Raw genomic sequence first — 17,974 nt, 5'->3', positions numbered from 1 at the left:
GAATTTTCTGATATCAATAAATATAGAGAGGCGGAAAATGTTTCCGCATCAATGGAAAACTTAACCGTTGATGCGGCAATTTAGATGTCCGTACTTCTATATTGAGTCCAGGATTTAATGGGCAGAACTGTATACGATGCGCGGCGGATTACGTCACTTTTATTCATCATATACAAAAGCAGCCATCCTCATAACGAAAATAATTGCTGCTGTATAACTCTTTGGGAAGCAGTTTCATAGGCATACCGTGATTGCGGAGGAACTGAATCAGCTCACTTTCCCTGATTTCATTTATCCCTGCTTCTTCCAGAAGCGTTTTCACAAAATGTGAATAGTTTTCAATATTTCTATGCTTTTCAACTAATACACTCTTGATATATCTCCGGTCTTTAGTCAGCGGTTTGACTATTTTGCATTCCATACCATAATACAGAACTAAGCTTTCAATGAGAAACGGATTGATCGTCTCGTCATTACATTCAGCCGCTATTTCCTGCGAACATTTTGACGTAATTAAATACCAACTATCCGTCAACTTTTTTTCAAGAATATTTAATATATATCGCTTTTCATCTGCATGTTGAGGGAAATGCGTTTTATCACAATACAAATCCTCAGAAATGCGTAAAAAGCTTTCTTCCATCTCTTTTAGCACAATGTACTGTGTAGGATCCGGCCAATCGAATTTTTTGCACAGTTCCAGAACCTCACTTCGAGAAATAATCCCCTGGTGACATACAAAATCCCGAATAATAGTAAAGGTATGTAGTTCTTTGAATTTGTTTTTCTTCGCAATATGGGGCCGGCGGAATTGAAAGTCATCAGCAAACAAATAACTCACAGCATAAAATAGATTCTGTGCGTTGTTAATATGATTTTCTTTGAACTGTACTGCATATTTATCTTTCAAAGCCTGATATAAAAGGCTTTCATTACAGTAACCACCATATTCCTTATGATAAAAAAGGATCGTTTCAAAGATTTCTTTTTTAACAGACTCATCAAAATATATATTCTTAACACAATAAAAAACATTATGTTCCCATTGTGTCAAATGAGGATTAGTCATCACCGCATTTAATATCATAGCATCCGTCACCCCTGAAATCTGGCCTTTCAGTATATTCCGGTTGACTGGGACACCATAGGAAAGAATCAAATTTTCAATCCTTTTTGAAATTGATTCTTTCCTATGGATATCCTTTGAAAGACGATCTCTCTCATAATCAAATTCATTTGGATAACAATAGGCCAGCACCCCATGCAGAGCGTAAGGATTTGCAATATTTGTTGAAAGCAGAAGCCTTGCTTTAAATTGTTCAAAAATTTCACCAAACAAAAACGTGTTTTGTTCCTGCTCATAAAGATACTGTACAATATCCTCCATTAAAGAAGGGGTATAATTTACATCTTCTATGGAAATATAGACGCCCCTGTCCCATAAGACCAAGTTCCGCATTACCTGTACCCCAAACGCCCGATCACTGTCCGGCACATTTTCCAGGTCATACTCTTTCCTGGCATAACTTTTCAATAATGCCAGTTGTTCGGGCTGATAAACAGCTATCCCTTTTGGGAAATATTTATGTACCAGTTTTGCACATAAATACCCATAGGATTTTTTCTTAGTAAGGTGCTCTCCTGTGCGATAAAAACCTCTTGCTGCCAGAAAAGCAACGGCATCTTCTGCGGAAAGGTAGGATAACCCGTTTTCTTCCAGGTACTCTGTCAGGCGTTCCGATTCTTCGATAATATTAATTCCTTCCCCAACAAATTCGCTGAGTATTTCCATAATACGTTCTTCAATGTTGTCTTCTTCATGTTCTTTCAGCACAAAAAGTTCCGCTTCCTCGATATATGCAATCCGTTTATCTTTACACAAAGTATACTGAAAAATCATATCATAATCATCATTGTCATAAACATCCAGAATTTTTTCCAAATGAATATAACTTGCCGTCCCCGGTTCTTTCTGCTCCAGAGCGACAGCATATAAAATATCGGAAAGGCTGGACAAAAATCCCGACTCTATCTGCTGCACTCTCTGTTTCGTCACCTGATACTCCTTGGCAACCATATCAAAAGTATCTCCATACACTCGTTTTAAAAGCGCACCATATCCTTCGCTTTGCGCTATATGGTCCAACAGCGCTTCTCCAATGGAGGAAATTCCTGTTTCCAATGGCTCGACATTGTTCAAAAGCAATCTGTAATTTTTGACTCCTATGATTTCGGCGCATTGTCGTGCCGACAGTCGGGACAGACTCTCCAGCGTATCACAGCCCGCCGCTATCAGGCTGTTTATGGCAGACCGACGCACATCCAAATACTTAAGTGTGTCGATTGGCAGTTTCTTATTGGAGTCATGCAGCTTTGAAAATGGTCTATAGACGCTCATTGACTGTGCTGTCTCCAAATGATATTTCAGGAGAACGTTTTCATATTTATTTATTACGTTAAATATTTTTTTGTCGCCAAAGCCCTTGACTTCCGATAGAGAGAAAAAATCAAAGGTCTGAAGGTCGCGAAAGTTTTTAAGATTTTCCGCTTCACATACATCAAGAAATTTTGCAAAACTGTTTTGTTCAAAGTAGTCTGTTACTAACAAATTTTCCGGCAGCTGTAGTGTATCGGATTCCTCAATCATTCCTCCTTCTATTAGTAGATTTTCGTACTTATCCTTTATTTTTTCTATGCGTGTTTTCCCAAATCCGTCGGCATTGATTAACCGATCAAAATTAAAATCATGTAAATCTTCCAATGTTTTATAGCCATTATTTTTACAATATGTACGGAATAATCCGAAGGCAGTATCTGCAAATGCATCATCAATTAAACGTTGCTCTTCCCTTGAAGATTGTTCCTTGTAGTTCTCTCCTTCATCTGAAAAATTGTCCGTTTCTGAATCCGAATTTGTTTTCAGTGTACCAATTTTTCCTTTCAAGAGGGAGATAGTCTCGTTAACCTCTTTTATTCTCAATTCTTTTGCTGTACCTGCATCGAGCACATATTGATCCTCAATCTCTGTTATAAAACTAGACTCTTGTAAAATCACGCTATTTCGTATAACCCTGGAAGGGTAAACGTTTCCTGCATCTACAATAATTTCGATTTCCTCTTGATCAAAATATTCCGCAGCCCTGTCTTTACATGATGCGGCAATCCTTTGTATTTGTTCTTTAAAAAGCGAAACTACCTGATCCGCCTCCGCGCGGCCATCTAATCGAACGTTGCTGAAAAAAGAATAATAGAATATCAACTGATAAAAGTTCCGGCTGTTCTCACAATTTATTTCTTTAAGTATTTCAATGATTGACACGTCTAATCCTCCATTTATTTAGGTAATTCCTTGATAGAAACAGTTTAACATTTTTCTGCGATTTGTCCAAATTCCATTTATAAGTTTTCTTTAATATTAACTATTTCAGCTAACTTTGTTAAAAAAGAAAGCACGATCGCCAGCGGGATGATCGATGCGGACAAATATGTAACTGCGATAGCCCCTTACAACTCCCCAAAACAAAATTTTCGCCATTTCCATTCGAAATCGGCCTTCTGCAAGTCAAAGTCCATATAAAATGGTGCGCCAGGTTGCGGTAGACCGGTTTAACTCGGTTGTTGCGTGTAACTAACCGCATACAAATTAGGCATATGTGCCCATATGCAGCAAACAAATAATTCGCTTCGGCATCGCTTGCTTCAAAAACAGCAAAATGCTCTGATTTTCTATGGACATTGCGTCCAAATCAGGGCATTTCGAATAGGAATCAGCAAAAAAAGTATTTCAGCTTCGTAAAAGTGTCTCCAGGTCCGATATGGAAACATCCATACGTTTTGAAGTTTCCTCCATGGACATCCCTGAATCGAGGAACCGCCTCACAACCATTTTCATGTTTTCGCCGACCTCGATAATGTGGCCGTCCAAGTCGTAAAAACGCACAGAACGTTGTCCCCATGCGGCCTCTTTCACACCATTTCCCAGGTAATGAATGTCGCTGCGCTTTTCTAATTTCCCTATAAAACCATCAAAATCCTCTTCCTCAAAATACAACTCCATATTATGGGATTTTTCCATTACGCTTTTCTTTGGGACATCGACCAGCCAGTCAAATTCCTGCTGTAAGGACAAGGCGCCAAAGGAAACATTGATGCCATAATCCTGAAAAACCTCAAGTCCAAATAGCTCCTGATAAAACTTTTTCGAAAGATTCACATCTTTCACCGCGATACAAACGCCTTCATATTTCATTTAAATTTCCTCCCTCATAAGATGTGAGCTGCCAGCAGAACGGTCTGAGAGCAGCCCCTTAAAACACTTAGTGTCAGAATTACTGCCAAAAGGCTCTTATCCCGATCGTTTGCGGCCCCGGACAATCTCGATTAGAGTCGAGCCCGTAAACCTTCATCAGCCTTTTTTCAATCCGGGTTCGAAAAAGTATCAAGATAACGCGGGTTTTACGCCACTTTTATGGGTACACGTCAACCAGTTGGCATACCACCATAGAAGTGGCGTCAGAGTGTCTTAATTCCTTAAAAACATCTCGTTTACTGATAATTTCTTTTTCAAACAAACCAGATCAGCTGACTAGCTGCAGTATGAGTATAACATAATTATTTTTTCGTATAAAGCTGCGGCCGAATCTTTGGAAACAAATACGTGATAGCCCATGAATGCCTTCAAGGCATAAGTATATATAAATCATAAGTATTTGTTATAAAAACATTTCTATGCAATAATAAAACTACAAAAGGGGCTGCCCCCCTTCGATCGATAAACGATTTGAATAAATAGAGAGGTGAATGAACATGAAAATCCTTGTATTAAATGGAAGTCCCCGTGCGAACGGCAACACTGCTGCAATAGCGGAGGCCTTTTCCAAAGGAGCAAAAGAGGCGGGACATCAAGTTGAGGTGCTTTCGGTGGGCCAGCAGAAAATTGTCGGCTGCATGGGGTGCGAATACTGCCACACAAAAGGAGATGGAACCTGCATCCAGAAGGATGCGATGCAGGATGTGTACCGGGAACTTGCGGATGCGGAAATGCTGGTGCTGGCTTCCCCCATCTATTATTTTACCCTGTCCGGCCAGCTGCAATGCTGCATTCACAGGACCTATGCGGTGGGGATCCCGAAGAAGCTGAAGAAGGCGGCCATGCTTCTCAGCTCCGGCTCCGACGGAGTTTATGGGCCGGCAAAGCAGCAGTACCGGCAGGCGCTGATCAATTACATGGGCTTGAAAGACATGGGTGTGATTACAGCTTACGGCAGCCAGAACAAATCAGCAGAAAAGCTGCAGCAAGTTTATGAGTTCGGTAAGGGAATTGACCGGTAATCTTTTGGCTACGACAGCGTAAATTCTGCCGGGCCTGCCATGGCGGCGCAAAAACAATGAATGGGATTATGAATCAACCAAAAAGAGAAATCAGCGCATTGCTGCGAAAAAAACGTAGCCGGCCAAATTTTGTATAATGCAATCTTATTATCGAAAGGGAATGACCAAAATGGAACTTACAGAAAATGCGATTTATGACAATTTAATAGATGCAGGATGCAGCCAGCAAACAGCGAAGCAATTTATAAACGGGCTGAAAAACGGCAAAACTGCAGACAGCTTAAAGCTATTGACAGCCCATAGACGCACATTGCTGGATTCCCTCCACGATGCGCAGTGTAAAATAGACTGCCTCGACTATTTGCTATACATGATTAAAAAAGAAAAAACAAACTTAGAAAAAAGAAGGTGAGACTATGAAATATCGCACATTGCCCCATGGCGGCGAAATGGTCAGCGTCATCGGCCTTGGCAGCGGCTCTCTTACGGGTACGGAAGAGGAACTGACCGAGGTGATTGCAGCGGCCATTGAACAGGGTATCAATTACTTTGACATGGCGCCATCGGTAAAAGCGCCTTTCTTTGCTTATGCAAAAGCATTCGAAGGACGCAGAGAAAGGGTCATCACGCAGATGCACTTTGGCGCCATTTACAAAAGCGGAGAGTATGGCTGGACGCGAGACCTCGATGAAATCAAAAGCCAATTTGAATGGCAGCTGAAACTGCTGCACACGGACTATACGGACATGGGATTTATCCATTGCATTGACGACCGGGATGACTTGGACCAAGTGATGAAAGCAGGTTTATGGGAATATATGAAAGCATTGAAAGAGGAAGGGAAGATCCGCCATCTGGGCTTTTCCTCGCACAATCCCGATATCGCCCGCCGAATCCTTGACACCGGGCTTATAGACATGATGATGTTCAGCATCAATCCGGCCTATGACTACCAAGAGGGCGAGTACGCCATCGGAGAAGCGGCGGAGCGCGCGGCTCTGTATCGGCAATGTGAGCGCATGGGCGTGGGCATTTCCGTCATGAAACCCTTTGCGGGAGGCCAGCTGCTGGACGCTAAAACATCCATTTTTCAAAAGGCGCTGACCCATGAACAATGTTTTCAGTACGTTCTCGACCGTCCGGCGGTTCTGACGGTGTTGCCCGGAGTTCGCAATATGCAGGACCTGCAGACAGCTTTACACTACGTGACCGCAGCGCCGGAAGAAAAGGACTATTCCATCATTGGCGGGTTTACACCGCAGGACGCGGACGGAATCTGCGTTTACTGCAATCACTGCCAGCCGTGCCCTGAGGGTCTCAACGTGGGGCTCATCAACAAGTATTACGACCTGGCGCTGGCCGGAGATAAAATGGCAGCAGGCCATTACCGAAAACTGCCCATAAAGGCGGATGCCTGCATCCGGTGCGGACACTGCCAGATACGTTGTCCTTTTCACGTGAAGCAGGAACAGCGAATGGCGGAAATCGCAGCATATTTTATATCGGAGAACAAAGAATGACTTTTTTGAAGAGACACAAAGTAATGAGGGTAATGTTGATCCTCGTCTGCGTCCTCCTGCTCATTCTCGCAGCAGCGCTGATCTTTCTCAAAACCTGGCCGGCGTTCGGCGGCCAAGCGTCAAAAGCGGACATGGAGGATTATGAAAGACGAGCGGATCATTATTCCGGAGGCAAATTCAGCAACAGCGAACCCTTTGAAATGATGACGGACCATATGGAAGAAGACGACAAAATTCTCTCCCACAAAGGAGTGAAGCCGGAAGACACGATTCCCACAAAGCAGCCGGAACTGGAAAATGGGGAGGCACAGGTTACCTGGTTTGGACATTCTTCCTTACTGCTTCAGATCGGCGGCAAAAATATCCTGATCGACCCAGTATTCGCTCAGCGGGCTTCCCCCGTATCCTTTGCAGGAGGCAAACGGTTCAGTCAGCTTCCCCTTTCAGCGAAAGAACTGCCAAAGTTGGATCTGGTTGTTTTGTCCCACGACCACTATGATCATTTGGACTACCACACATTAAAGGAGATCGACAATAAGGTGGAAAACTACGTTGTTCCCCTGGGTGTTGAGAATCATTTGCAGCGATGGGACATTGCCGCAGATAAAATCACCAATATGGCCTGGTGGGAAGAAATCGAACTGGACGGCCTTACCATCGGCTGCACGCCCGCAAGGCACTATTCCAGGAGAAGTCTGAATGACCAGGACGCCACTCTATGGGCTTCCTGGGTGTTCAAAAGCGGATCCCTTCAAATCTTTGAAAGCGGGGACACCGGATATGGAAACCATTTTCAGCAGATTCATGAGCGATACGGAGACTTTGACTTTGCCCTGCTCGACTGCGCCCAGTACGATAGCAGATGGCCGGACGTACACATGTTCCCGGAAGAAGCGGTCCAGGCGGCGGCGTCACTGGGAGCGAGGACAGTCATGCCCATTCACTGGGGCGCCTTCAAGCTGGCCGACCATCCGTGGGATGATCCGGCCCTGCGATTTACAAAGGCCGGAGAAGCCAGCGGTCTGACTGTAGCTACGCCTTTGATCGGTGAAACCATGAAACTAAAAAACGCATCCGGCTATCAGCAGCGCTGGTGGCAGGGTATCCAATAATGAGGAGGATTTATATTATGTTAGGAACATTTACTTACGCAAACCCGACAAAACTGCATTTTGGCAAAGATTCACTGAAGAAGCTCAATGAAGAGCTGCCCAAGTACGGAGAGCATGTACAGCTTGTCTATGGAGGCGGCTCCATCAAGAAAAACGGGATTTACGACCAGGTAGTGGAACTTTTAAAAGCAAACGGAAAAGAAATCATTGAGGACGGCGGCGTCATGCCCAATCCGACGGTAGAAAAACTAAACGAAGGCTGTAAATTAGCCAGGGAAGGAAAGGCTGACCTGATTCTGGCTGTGGGCGGCGGGTCCTGCTGCGATTATGCCAAGGCTGTTTCTATTTCCGCTCACTGCGAAGAGGAACCCTGGGAAAAATACTATCTGAAATTCCAGGATGTTGACCCGGATACCAAGATTATCCCCGTGGGCTGTGTGCTGACCATGGTGGGAACCGGCTCGGAAATGAACGGAGGGGCAGTGATCACCAACCACGAGAGTAAACTGAAAATCGGCCACGTTTTCGACGAGCGGGTTTTTCCAAAATTCTCGATTTTAGACCCAACCTTCACCTATTCCCTGCCCAAATACCAGATGGCGGCCGGATTCTATGACATTCTCAACCATATCTGCGAACAGTATTTCTCCGGCGAAGACGATAATACATCCGATTATGTCATGGAAGGACTGATGAAATCCCTGATCCACAGCTCACGTATTGCCATCAAGGACCCGCAGAACTATGAAGCCAGAAGCAATATTATGTGGACAGCTACATGGGCGCTTAATACCTTCGTCGCCATGGGAAAATCCACTGACTGGATGGTGCACATGCTGGGTCAGGCGGTGGGCGCTCACACTGATGCCACCCATGGTATGACCCTTTCCGCAGTTTCCCTGCCGTACTACCGCTGCATCATGCCTTACGGCCTGGCCAAGTTCAAACGCTTTGCGAAAAACGTATGGAACGTGGACCCGGCCGGCAAAACCGATGAAGAGACGGCGAAGGAAGGCTTGAGAGCCATGGAAGCCTGGATGAAGGAAATGGGCGTCGTTATGAATATCAAAGACTTGGGAGTGACAGAAGACATGCTGGAGGCTGTAGCGGAGAGCACCCTCATCATGGAAGGCGGCTATAAAGTGCTGTCTAAAGAGGAAATTTTGAAAATTCTCAAAGAAAGTATGTGAGGAAGATGAGGCGAAAAATCCGGATCGCCGTGTGCCTGCTGCTGATAGCGGCCTGCTTTTCCGGCTGCGGTGGCGGCGGTCAGCAGCGGGCGCAGACCATGGGTCTTGGGGATGCAAAGGCTGTGAAAACGAGAATCGATTATACTATTTACGAACTGACTTTCCAGCGGGATAACCTGAACATCTATGGACAGCTTTATCTGCCTGCGGGCGATGAAAAGACCTATCCCACGGTCATTATCGGCCACGGGTTCGGCAGCACCTACCGCAATTCGGCTACGGATTGCAAAGCCTTTGCCAAGGCCGGGATCGCCAGTTTTGCCTTTGACTTCTGCGGAGGTTCGGAAGACAGTAACAGCGACGGCGACATGGACGATATGACCGTATTTACAGAATCAGCAGATATGGAAGCAGTTTTAAAGGGGATTCGAACCTACGATTTTGTGGATAAAGACAATGTCTTTTTGCTGGGAAAAAGTTTGGGAGGACAGGCGGCGGCCCTGCTGGCTCCCAGGAAATCGGAGGATATTAGGGGCATGGTTTTATTCTATCCCTATATGATCAATATGGGAGGCAGAGATTTTGACCTTTTCGGCAAGATCGCCGAATATGAGGAGGACGTTTTGATCGTTCAGGGGACCGAGGACAAAGCGGTGCCGGTAGAGCTGTCGCGTAAAACCGCCGAGGCATACAAATCGGCCCGGCTTGTTGAACTGGACGGCGCAGGCCACGGGTTCCGAGATGACGAGGACCGCAAGAAGGCGGATGAGGCAGCAATCGACTATATTCGAAAGAAGGTTTCGGAAAAATGATTTACAAACAATTTAAAAATGATAAGATTTCAGCGCTGGGACTTGGTTCCCTGCGTCTGCCAGAAGAAAAGAATCAGCCTAACCACATTGATCGAGCGGAAGGTCAGAAGATTATCGATGCGGCGATAGCAGGCGGCATCAATTTCTTCGATACGGCCTACACTTACCACGACGGCGACTCGGAGGTTTTCCTGGGAGAAGCACTCCGCAAATATCCCAGAGACAGCTACTATCTTGCGACAAAATTTTATGCAGCGGCGCAAGTCGATATCAGCGAGATGTTTGAACAGCAGCTGAAACGCTGTCAAACCGAGTACTTCGACTTCTACATGCTCCATGGGCTGGACGAGAATTATTATAACGCTTACACCGATAAAGAAAAGGATTATCTGGGCTACCTGCTGAAACAAAAAGAAGAGGGACGGATTCGCTATGTAGGTTTTTCGTCACACGCTGCGCCCAAAACACTGAAGCGTTTTCTGGATTGGTATTCCGGCTATGACATGGCGCTGATTCAGCTTAACTATCTGGATTGGACCATCTTGGAAGCAAAACAGCAGTATCAGATTCTGGCAGACTACGGCATTCCCATTTGGGTCATGGAGCCCTTAAAAGGGGGACGGCTGAATTCTCTCAATGAAAAAGCAGGAAGCATCCTCAAAGAAGCGGCGCAGGACCGCTCCATATCCTCATGGGCTTTTCGCTTTCTCATGGGACTTCCAGGCGTGCAGACGGTACTGAGCGGAATGTCCGATGTAAGGCAGGTGGAGGAAAACATAGCACTGTTTTCGAACCCCGATCCTTTAAGCAAAGAAGAAGAGGAGGCTCTGCAGAAAGCGGCGGCAGCCTTTATGGACGATTTGGGGGTTCCTTGCTCCGGGTGCCGCTACTGCCTTTCAACCTGTCCGGAAGGGATCGATATTCCCTTGTTGATAAAGGGATTCAATGAAATGAGGGTCAGCGGCGAAACTTGGCGGATCGCGGAGCTTGAACAAAAAGGAAAAGGCCCGGAAAGCTGCAAAAGCTGCGGCGCGTGTCTGAGCCGCTGTCCGCAGAAAATCCATATACCTGAGATTTTGGAGCAGTTTTCCCGGATGTTGAAAGAGGAAGCGGTATTATGAATAACACAGCAGCAGTGACAATGGAAGATACGAGGTTGAAAGGGAGGAAACGACAGTGGAACTAAATAAGTTTTTACATCGTAGTAGGGAAGAAAGCCTGGATCGGCGCCAAGGCGACGATTCTCTCGAACGTAACGATCGGAGACGGCGCGATTGTTGCCGCAGGGGCAGTCGTAACAAAGGATGTACCTGCGATGGCAGTTGTCGGCGGTGTTCCGGCAAAAATCATAAACTATTTGGACACAGCGGAAGGATAATGGAGGAGATATGAAGATTGGAAAAAAAGGTTTCCTGCTGCTGACAGCGCTTTTGTGTGCTTTTATTTGGGCAGGGTGCGTCGACGGGCAGGATGCATCATCTGACCAGTCAACATCCGAAGAAAGCCATCCTCAAACCGCAGTGGAAAAAAATCAGGGCAAAATACAAATAGGGGATAATGGGAACATGGAAATTGAAATTTATGCCGGCGGCCAGACTTTTGCATCAGTTCTCTTTGACAGCCCTGCGGCGCGGGCACTTGCAGAGCAGCTGCCGATAACTGTGAATATGCAGGAACTGAACGGGAATGAAAAATTCTATGATCTGCCCAATGCCTTGCCTACAGATACGAAAGACATCGACAGCATTCACGCCGGCGACCTGATGTTGTACGGCTCTGACTGCCTGGTGCTCTTTTATAAAGATTTCCAGACGACCTACCGTTATACCAAGCTGGGCAGGGTGGAAGACGCCGCGGGATTGGAAAAGGCCCTTGGCGTCGGTGATGTGCAAGTGACCTTTCGCTGAAGCGGGGAGAGCGTATGCGGTATAGAGCAAGGCCGCAATTATCTGTGTCCGCAGCTGATCGGCGATCATAGGACGCAACACGGAGAAAAAGTGTTCAATGTCAAACTCTCCGCCTTCATTTATTTTTTTTGAGAATAAGTGAAGGCGGAGAGTTTTGCGTTTGTATTAAAAATTTTCTGATAGCTGCTATCATATCCTCTGTCTTCCCTGCGCAGTAAAACGTGTGTTAAGTTAAAACTGAAGCTAGCTAGTACAGTGCCTGGTCGATAATTCGGCAAATGGCTTGCCGGATTTTCCAAGCATTAACCAGACACTGCACAGGAACGATGGAAATGAATGAACTGAAAAATTAAAGGGAGGACTTTTTATTATGAGTATGGAAAAATATTCGAAATCTTACGATGTAGTAGTCATTGGCTGCGGCCCCGGAGGCGCGGCAGCAGGCAAGTTCGCCGCAGAAAACGGCGCCAGAACTTTAATCTTGGAAAAGAAACGGGAAGTCGGACTGCCGGTTTACGATTCCACCGCCGTTATCTACGGTCTCTACGAACTGGAAGAATTCGCCGGATTCAAATTCAACAGAAACAAAGTGAACGAATATCACGTCAACGGCAACTGCTTTATCTCGCCCGACGGCAGCTACGGCGGATACCAGAAGTGGTCCGACGGCTACGGCATCCGCAGACCGGAATTCGAAAAGGCCATGGCAGTGGCAGCCGGAAATGCCGGCGCTCACATTCTGATGGATGCCAAATTCCTCAGCATTGAGAGAGACAAAGCTGGACAGATCAGCGGCGTTATCTTCAAAAAAGGCGGAATTACATACAGCGTGGACTGCAAAATCGTCATTGCAGGCGACGGAGTTTACGCAAGAGCCGTAAAACAGACAAACCACGAAGTATTTGAATCCGAAATCGCCGTATCCCTGGGATACGATATGGTGAATGTGAAAAAGACAAAGCCAATGGAAGGCGAGTTTTACGAACTGTACCTGATTCCCGAACTGCCAGGCTATTTCTGCTGGACCTCCCCAAAGGGAGACAACCGCTACGGCGTTGCCGTTATGTGCAACCCCAAAAGAATCCAGAAGGGCTACACACTGAGAACGGTTCACGACCGATTTGTAAAGCATCTGGAAGAACTGGGAAGATATGATTTCTCTGATGCGGCCGTCGTATCCATGATGTCGGGAACAAGCCTTTCCGTAAAAGAAGCGACCGACGATCTCACCGACGATGCCTTCCTGCTGGTAGGCGATGCGGCCTGGAGACCGATGATGGGAAGTGGCTGGGGTACGCCGGGAATGCCGACCGCGGTACGTTCCGGAAGATTTGCCGGCGAGGTTGCCGCACAGGCGCTGAAAGACGGCGACTTGAGCAAAGAATATCTGCACAAGAATCTGAAGGCAAAATATGACGCCACTTACAACGATCCGATTGCCGACAGAAAGGCGATCAATGAGGCCAGACAGTGGTACTTCAAGCTGATGAACGCAACGCCGGAAATGCAGAATAAATGTATCGCGGCGATCGGCGATGCATACTCTTCTCTCCATCTGTACCTGCGGGGCGCGCTGCCGATGGCAGACTGCGTAGACAAGATCAGCGCATGGTGGGCGAAAAATGAATAAGCCGGTAAGGGAAGCAAAGAAAACACATTCAGATTTAGGAGGTAAAAATTAATGTATACAGTGAAAATAGACGGTGATAAATGCCTGGGCTGCAGATTATGCGCAATCGTATGTGAAGGGCTGGATGTACGTTCCGACGTACTGGCCTATGTGGCGGAGCCTGACAAACTGGACAATGTAAAAGAAGCGGCGGCGATCTGCCCGGAAAACGCAATCAAAGTAATCGAAGAAAACTAAGAGACAGATGGAGGTCACAAAATGGGACTTTTGTTAAAAGATTTAACCGAGGGTGTTCTCACACTCACCCTCAACCGAGATGAAAAGCGCAACTCGCTGAACCTGGAATTAATGTCAGAGATCGTCGATGCTCTGAGAGAAGCCAGAGATGATAAAGCCGTAAGAGTAATCGTTATCAAAGGAAACGGCAAAGGCTTCTGCTCGGGAGCAGACCTGGGGAACCTGGACGAAATGCGGAGCAGCGCAATCATGATCCGGGAGCACCTGAGCCACTACGGCGACCTGCTTGTTGAACTGACCGATGCGGGAAAGCCGACCATCGCAGCCGTTCACGGCTTTGCCATCGCAGGCGGCCTGGGCTTTGCGGTTACAGCAGATATTACCTTTGCCACGGAATCCAGCTTCTTCTGGATTCCGGAAATCACCAGAGGCATCTGGGGCATGATGATCACCGCTCCGGTAGCCAGACTAATCGGGACCAAAAAGAGCCTGGAGCTGATGTATTCAGCAGACAAGATCAGCGCTAAGGAAGCGGAGCGAATCGGCCTCATCAACCGGGTTGTACCGGACGATAAGCTGGACGAAGAAGTTGACAAATTCGCAAAACAGCTGGCGAAAAGAAGCCCGCTGGCCGTAAAACTGGGAAGAGAAGGCATGTACAAATGCAGGGACATGGAATTCTACAAATCCATGGATTACCTGACCGATCTGGTGGTACTGCTCAATTCCAGTGAAGACGCCCATGAAGGATCCGTTGCTTTCCTGGAAAAGAGAGAACCGGTCTGGAAAGGAAGATAAGAAAAAACGAAAGAGGTCGATAAAATGAGTATCAAAAATTATGAAATCGGATATGGTGCGGACGCCCTGATCTATGCCAAATCCGTAGCGTTAATCGGTGTTTCCGGTAATGCGGCAAAGAAAAGTGTTGTCGGCGGAACGGCCATCTTAAACAACCTGGTCCGTTTTGGCTATAAAGGAAACGTGTATCCGATCAACCCCAAATATGAGGAAATTTCAGGCAAAAAATGCTATCCATCAGTGGAAGATGTGCCGGAGAAGATCGATCTGGCCATTATCGCAGTGGGCGCAGACAGTGTGCTTCCTACCGTGGAGAGCTGCGGTAAGGCAGGCGTGCGCAGTGCGATCATCATCAGCTCGGGCTTTGCCGAACTGATGACGGAAGAAGGCGCGGCTATGGAAAAGAGCATCGTCGAAGCGGCAAACAAGTACGATCTGAGGCTTCTTGGGCCCAACAACCTGGGATCCTTTAACATGAACGACGGCATGTGCGCCAGCACATCCTCCAGCCTGCTTTATTACGATTCCATGCCAAAAGGCAGCATCGCCTGGGTTTCCCAGAGCGGAGCCATGTGCAGTTCCATCTACGGACGGGCGATGGATGCGGCGATCAATGTGCCGGTGGTCATCACCACAGGCAACGAATGCGATTTGCAGACAGCGGACTTTATCTGGCATCTGGCCGATGATGAACGGATTCATGTCATCTGTGTTTACTGCGAAGGGATCCGGGATAGATTGAAGTTTGAAGCAGCCTGCCGTAAAGCAAAAGAAAAGGGCAAGCCGGTGCTGGTATTCAAGAACGGCAAGACCGAGCGAGGCGGATTTGCCTGCGGCGCCCATACGGCGTCCGATGCGGGAGATATGGAGGATTACAAAAAGTTCTTTGAAAAGTGTGGAGCTGTCATGGTCGAAAGCATTGACGAGTTCTTCGATACGGCCAATCTGCTGGACAAGTGGGCGGACTACGGAGATATCGAAAAATTTGCCGTAATCAGCACTTCCGGCGGTAGCGGCGTCTGCCTGACCGACTGCGTGGAAGCGGCGGGAATGTCCGTTCCCGATCTCAGTGAAGAGACGAGAAACGCAGTTATGGAAAAGATCCCGTCCTTTGCTTCACCGCGGAACCCGATTGATGTTACCGCCCATATTTTACGGACCATCGAAAAAGTGGCAGAGGTGGGCGAAATTTTAGAAAAGAGCGGGGAAGTGGATGCCATGGTTCTGGCGCCTACTACCATTGAACGCAGCGCTTCCATTGCTATTGCTAAAGACTTTATCAATATTATTAAAGCATCCAAGATTCCGGCTGTGGTGCATTGGTATACTGGATCCACCAACATGGAGGCCATCCGTATGATCCGCGAAGCGGGGATACCGGCCTTCACCGAATATGATTCCATCGGCAGAGCCTTCAAAGCCAGAAAAACCTTCTTCGAGATGCAGGGAAAATAAAGAATGGAAGTGGAAAACATGGAAGAATTAATCAAGATTGAACAAAAGGGCAATATCAAAATTGTCACACTGAACAGGCCCAAAGCCCTCAACTCCATTTCCTCCCAGCTTGCCAGGGATTTTCATAAGGTGCTGGGTGAAATTAAGTTTGATATGGAAACCAGGTGCCTGATCATCACCGGCGAAGGCCGTTCCTTCTGCGCCGGCGCCGATTTGAAGGAGAGGCAGACCTATACCCCGGAGGAACGGGGCCGCAAGATTCAGGAGATGAACGAGCTGGTCACAACCCTCTTTGAAAAAATCGAAACTCTCGAAATACCAACTATCGCCGCAGTTAACGGCTTTGCCCTGGGCGGCGGCATGGAGCTGGCCATTTCTTGCGACATGCGCATCGCAGGAGAACAAAGCATCTTCGGTTTCCCGGAGATCGATTACGGCAGCTATCCGGGGGCGGGCGGACCAACCATGCTCCCGAGAAGAATCCCCATGGGAAAGGCCAAGCTGCTGCTCTTTACCGGCAGAAGAATTTCCGCCCGCGAAGCGGAAAAATATGATCTGGTAGAAGAAGTGGTGCCCCAGGATCAGGTTCTTGCCAAAGCGCTGGAGCTGGCCGAAGAAATCGCTCAGCATGCGCCTCTGGCTCTGCGGGAACTGAAAAAAGCCATTACTTACGGCCTGAATACAACTCCCGACCTTTCCCGGAAGATTTCCATCTGGCTCAGAAGGGCCATCGATGTATCGGAGGATTATCAGGAGGGGCTGCGGGCCAGAAACGAGAAAAGAAAACCAGTATTTAAAGGAAGGTGATCGACTATGGGAAAAGAATTGCGTGAAGCAGTGATTGTAGCCTATGGCAGAAGCGCCGTAGGAAAATCCAAAAAAGGATATTTTATAAATACCCATCCGGTTGAACTGGGAGCAGAGATCCTCAAGGGGGTCCTGGCAAAAGTACCCCAGTTAAAACCAGAAGAAATTGACGACGTGGCGATTGGGTGCGCCAGAACGGTAAACCGGTGCGGAAAGAACGTAGCGAGACTCATTTGCCTTCGGGCAGGGCTGGAAAGCGTCAGCGCACAGACGGTTAACCGATTCTGCTCGTCGGGCCTGCAGACCATCGCGGCCATGACCAACGCCATCGCAGTGGGGGATATCGACGTGGCCGTTGCCGGTGGCATTGAATGTATGTCCATGGAACAGACCTATAAGGACGATGACGACGATGCAATTTTAGATGAAATGGTTCCCGGAGCCTATATGGGCATGGGAATCACCGCGGAAAACGTTTGCATGGAAAAGGGCATTACAAGAGAAGAAATGGATGCCTTTGCGGTAGAAAGCCACAAAAAAGCAGCGGCGGCTCAGGAAAAAGGCTATTTGAACAAACCGATCATTCCGGTTGCGGGTATCGATAAGGAAGGAAATCCGGTAACGGCCGACCTGGATCAGGGAATCCGCCCGGGAAGTTCCATGGAAAGCCTGGCCAAACTGAAGCCCTGCTTTAAAGAGGATGGCCTTGTTACGGCGGCGACTTCCTCACAGACCGATGATGCGGCGGCCTTCGTGGTACTGATGAGCAGAGAAAAGGCAGAAGCCCTTGGCTTAAAGCCCATCGCCAAGCTGATCAATTTCGCCACTGCGGGATGCAAATCCGAGACGATGGGATTGGGTCCAATTTACGCAGTGCCCAAGGTTATGAAGCGTGCAGGACTGACTGTCGATGATATGGATGTCATTGAACTCAATGAAGCCTTTGCCGCTCAGGCGATTCCCTGCATCCGGGAACTGAAACTGGATGAGAAAAAGGTGAATCCGTGGGGCGGAGCAATCGCGCTGGGCCACCCGATGGGCGCTACCGGGTCCATCCTGACCATGAAGGCTCTGGACAATATTGCGATAAACGGCGGAAAATATGCGTTGGTGACCATGTGCGTCGGAGGCGGCCAGGGGGCTGCGGGTATCTTCGAATACTTAGGTTAATTGTG

At 47.5% G+C, this 17,974-nt stretch carries 16 protein-coding genes and 1 pseudogene; 15 read left to right on the top strand and 2 right to left on the bottom strand.

From position 1 onward, the window contains the following. Positions 1–166: 166 nt before the first annotated feature. Both NIA71_RS06840 and NIA71_RS06835 read right to left on the bottom strand, forming a co-directional pair. Positions 167–3,319 (bottom strand): hypothetical protein, encoded by a 3,153-nt coding sequence (locus tag NIA71_RS06840; protein ID WP_253020009.1) that lies wholly within the window; start codon positions 3,317–3,319, stop codon positions 167–169. A 465-nt stretch (positions 3,320–3,784) separates the two neighbouring features. Continuing rightward, a complete protein-coding gene (locus NIA71_RS06835) occupies positions 3,785–4,249 on the bottom strand; it encodes a VOC family protein (protein ID WP_148398059.1) in 465 nt (154 codons plus the stop codon). Positions 4,250–4,800: 551 nt separating this feature from the next. On the opposite strand from NIA71_RS06835, the gene NIA71_RS06830 reads away from it, so the two are divergent. The 15 genes and pseudogenes from NIA71_RS06830 to NIA71_RS06760 all read left to right on the top strand — a co-directional run bounded on the left by NIA71_RS06830 (position 4,801) and on the right by NIA71_RS06760 (position 17,969). Beyond that, positions 4,801–5,331, top strand: a complete 531-nt coding sequence (locus tag NIA71_RS06830; protein ID WP_332108579.1) for a flavodoxin family protein — start codon at positions 4,801–4,803, stop codon at positions 5,329–5,331. A 169-nt stretch (positions 5,332–5,500) separates the two neighbouring features. Continuing rightward, on the top strand, positions 5,501–5,743 hold the full coding sequence (locus NIA71_RS06825) for a hypothetical protein (RefSeq protein WP_148398060.1): 243 nt from the start codon (positions 5,501–5,503) through the stop codon (positions 5,741–5,743). A gap of 4 nt (positions 5,744–5,747) precedes the next feature. Next, positions 5,748–6,851, top strand: coding sequence for an aldo/keto reductase (locus NIA71_RS06820; RefSeq protein ID WP_148398061.1), 1,104 nt, complete (start codon positions 5,748–5,750; stop codon positions 6,849–6,851). 23 nt (positions 6,852–6,874) lie between these two features. Further along, positions 6,875–7,963, top strand: coding sequence for an MBL fold metallo-hydrolase (locus NIA71_RS06815; RefSeq protein ID WP_253020008.1), 1,089 nt, complete (start codon positions 6,875–6,877; stop codon positions 7,961–7,963). A 17-nt stretch (positions 7,964–7,980) separates the two neighbouring features. Beyond that, positions 7,981–9,153, top strand: coding sequence for an iron-containing alcohol dehydrogenase (locus tag NIA71_RS06810; protein WP_253020007.1), 1,173 nt, complete (start codon positions 7,981–7,983; stop codon positions 9,151–9,153). 5 nt (positions 9,154–9,158) lie between these two features. Next, positions 9,159–9,965 (top strand): alpha/beta hydrolase family protein, encoded by an 807-nt coding sequence (locus NIA71_RS06805; RefSeq protein ID WP_253020006.1) that lies wholly within the window; start codon positions 9,159–9,161, stop codon positions 9,963–9,965. Further along, positions 9,962–11,086, top strand: a complete 1,125-nt coding sequence (locus NIA71_RS06800; RefSeq protein ID WP_253020005.1) for an aldo/keto reductase — start codon at positions 9,962–9,964, stop codon at positions 11,084–11,086. Before NIA71_RS06805 ends, NIA71_RS06800 begins: the two co-directional genes overlap by 4 nt. Before the next feature lie 77 nt (positions 11,087–11,163). After that, positions 11,164–11,343, top strand: a pseudogene (locus NIA71_RS06795) (DapH/DapD/GlmU-related protein); the annotation flags it as partial. A 10-nt stretch (positions 11,344–11,353) separates the two neighbouring features. Further along, positions 11,354–11,872, top strand: coding sequence for a cyclophilin-like fold protein (locus tag NIA71_RS06790; protein ID WP_253020004.1), 519 nt, complete (start codon positions 11,354–11,356; stop codon positions 11,870–11,872). A 370-nt stretch (positions 11,873–12,242) separates the two neighbouring features. After that, positions 12,243–13,502, top strand: coding sequence for an NAD(P)/FAD-dependent oxidoreductase (locus tag NIA71_RS06785; protein WP_253020003.1), 1,260 nt, complete (start codon positions 12,243–12,245; stop codon positions 13,500–13,502). A gap of 51 nt (positions 13,503–13,553) precedes the next feature. Then, complete coding sequence (locus tag NIA71_RS06780; RefSeq protein ID WP_148398067.1) at positions 13,554–13,739, top strand: ferredoxin; 186 nt, start codon at positions 13,554–13,556, stop codon at positions 13,737–13,739. Positions 13,740–13,760: 21 nt separating this feature from the next. Beyond that, positions 13,761–14,537 carry an enoyl-CoA hydratase/isomerase family protein gene (locus NIA71_RS06775; RefSeq protein WP_253020002.1) on the top strand — a complete coding sequence of 259 codons (777 nt, stop codon included), beginning with the start codon at positions 13,761–13,763 and terminating at the stop codon, positions 14,535–14,537. Positions 14,538–14,561: 24 nt separating this feature from the next. Beyond that, complete coding sequence (locus NIA71_RS06770; RefSeq protein WP_148398069.1) at positions 14,562–15,992, top strand: acetate--CoA ligase family protein; 1,431 nt, start codon at positions 14,562–14,564, stop codon at positions 15,990–15,992. An 18-nt stretch (positions 15,993–16,010) separates the two neighbouring features. Further along, complete coding sequence (locus NIA71_RS06765) at positions 16,011–16,799, top strand: enoyl-CoA hydratase/isomerase family protein (protein ID WP_253020001.1); 789 nt, start codon at positions 16,011–16,013, stop codon at positions 16,797–16,799. Between the two features lie 6 nt (positions 16,800–16,805). Continuing rightward, positions 16,806–17,969 carry a thiolase family protein gene (locus NIA71_RS06760; RefSeq protein ID WP_253020000.1) on the top strand — a complete coding sequence of 388 codons (1,164 nt, stop codon included), beginning with the start codon at positions 16,806–16,808 and terminating at the stop codon, positions 17,967–17,969. Positions 17,970–17,974: the final 5 nt, after the last annotated feature.

The organism is Ihubacter massiliensis, from assembly GCF_024125305.1.
GTDB lineage: Bacteria > Bacillota > Clostridia > Peptostreptococcales > Anaerovoracaceae > Hominibacterium > Hominibacterium faecale.
This window is presented reverse-complemented; position numbering and strand designations above follow the sequence as displayed.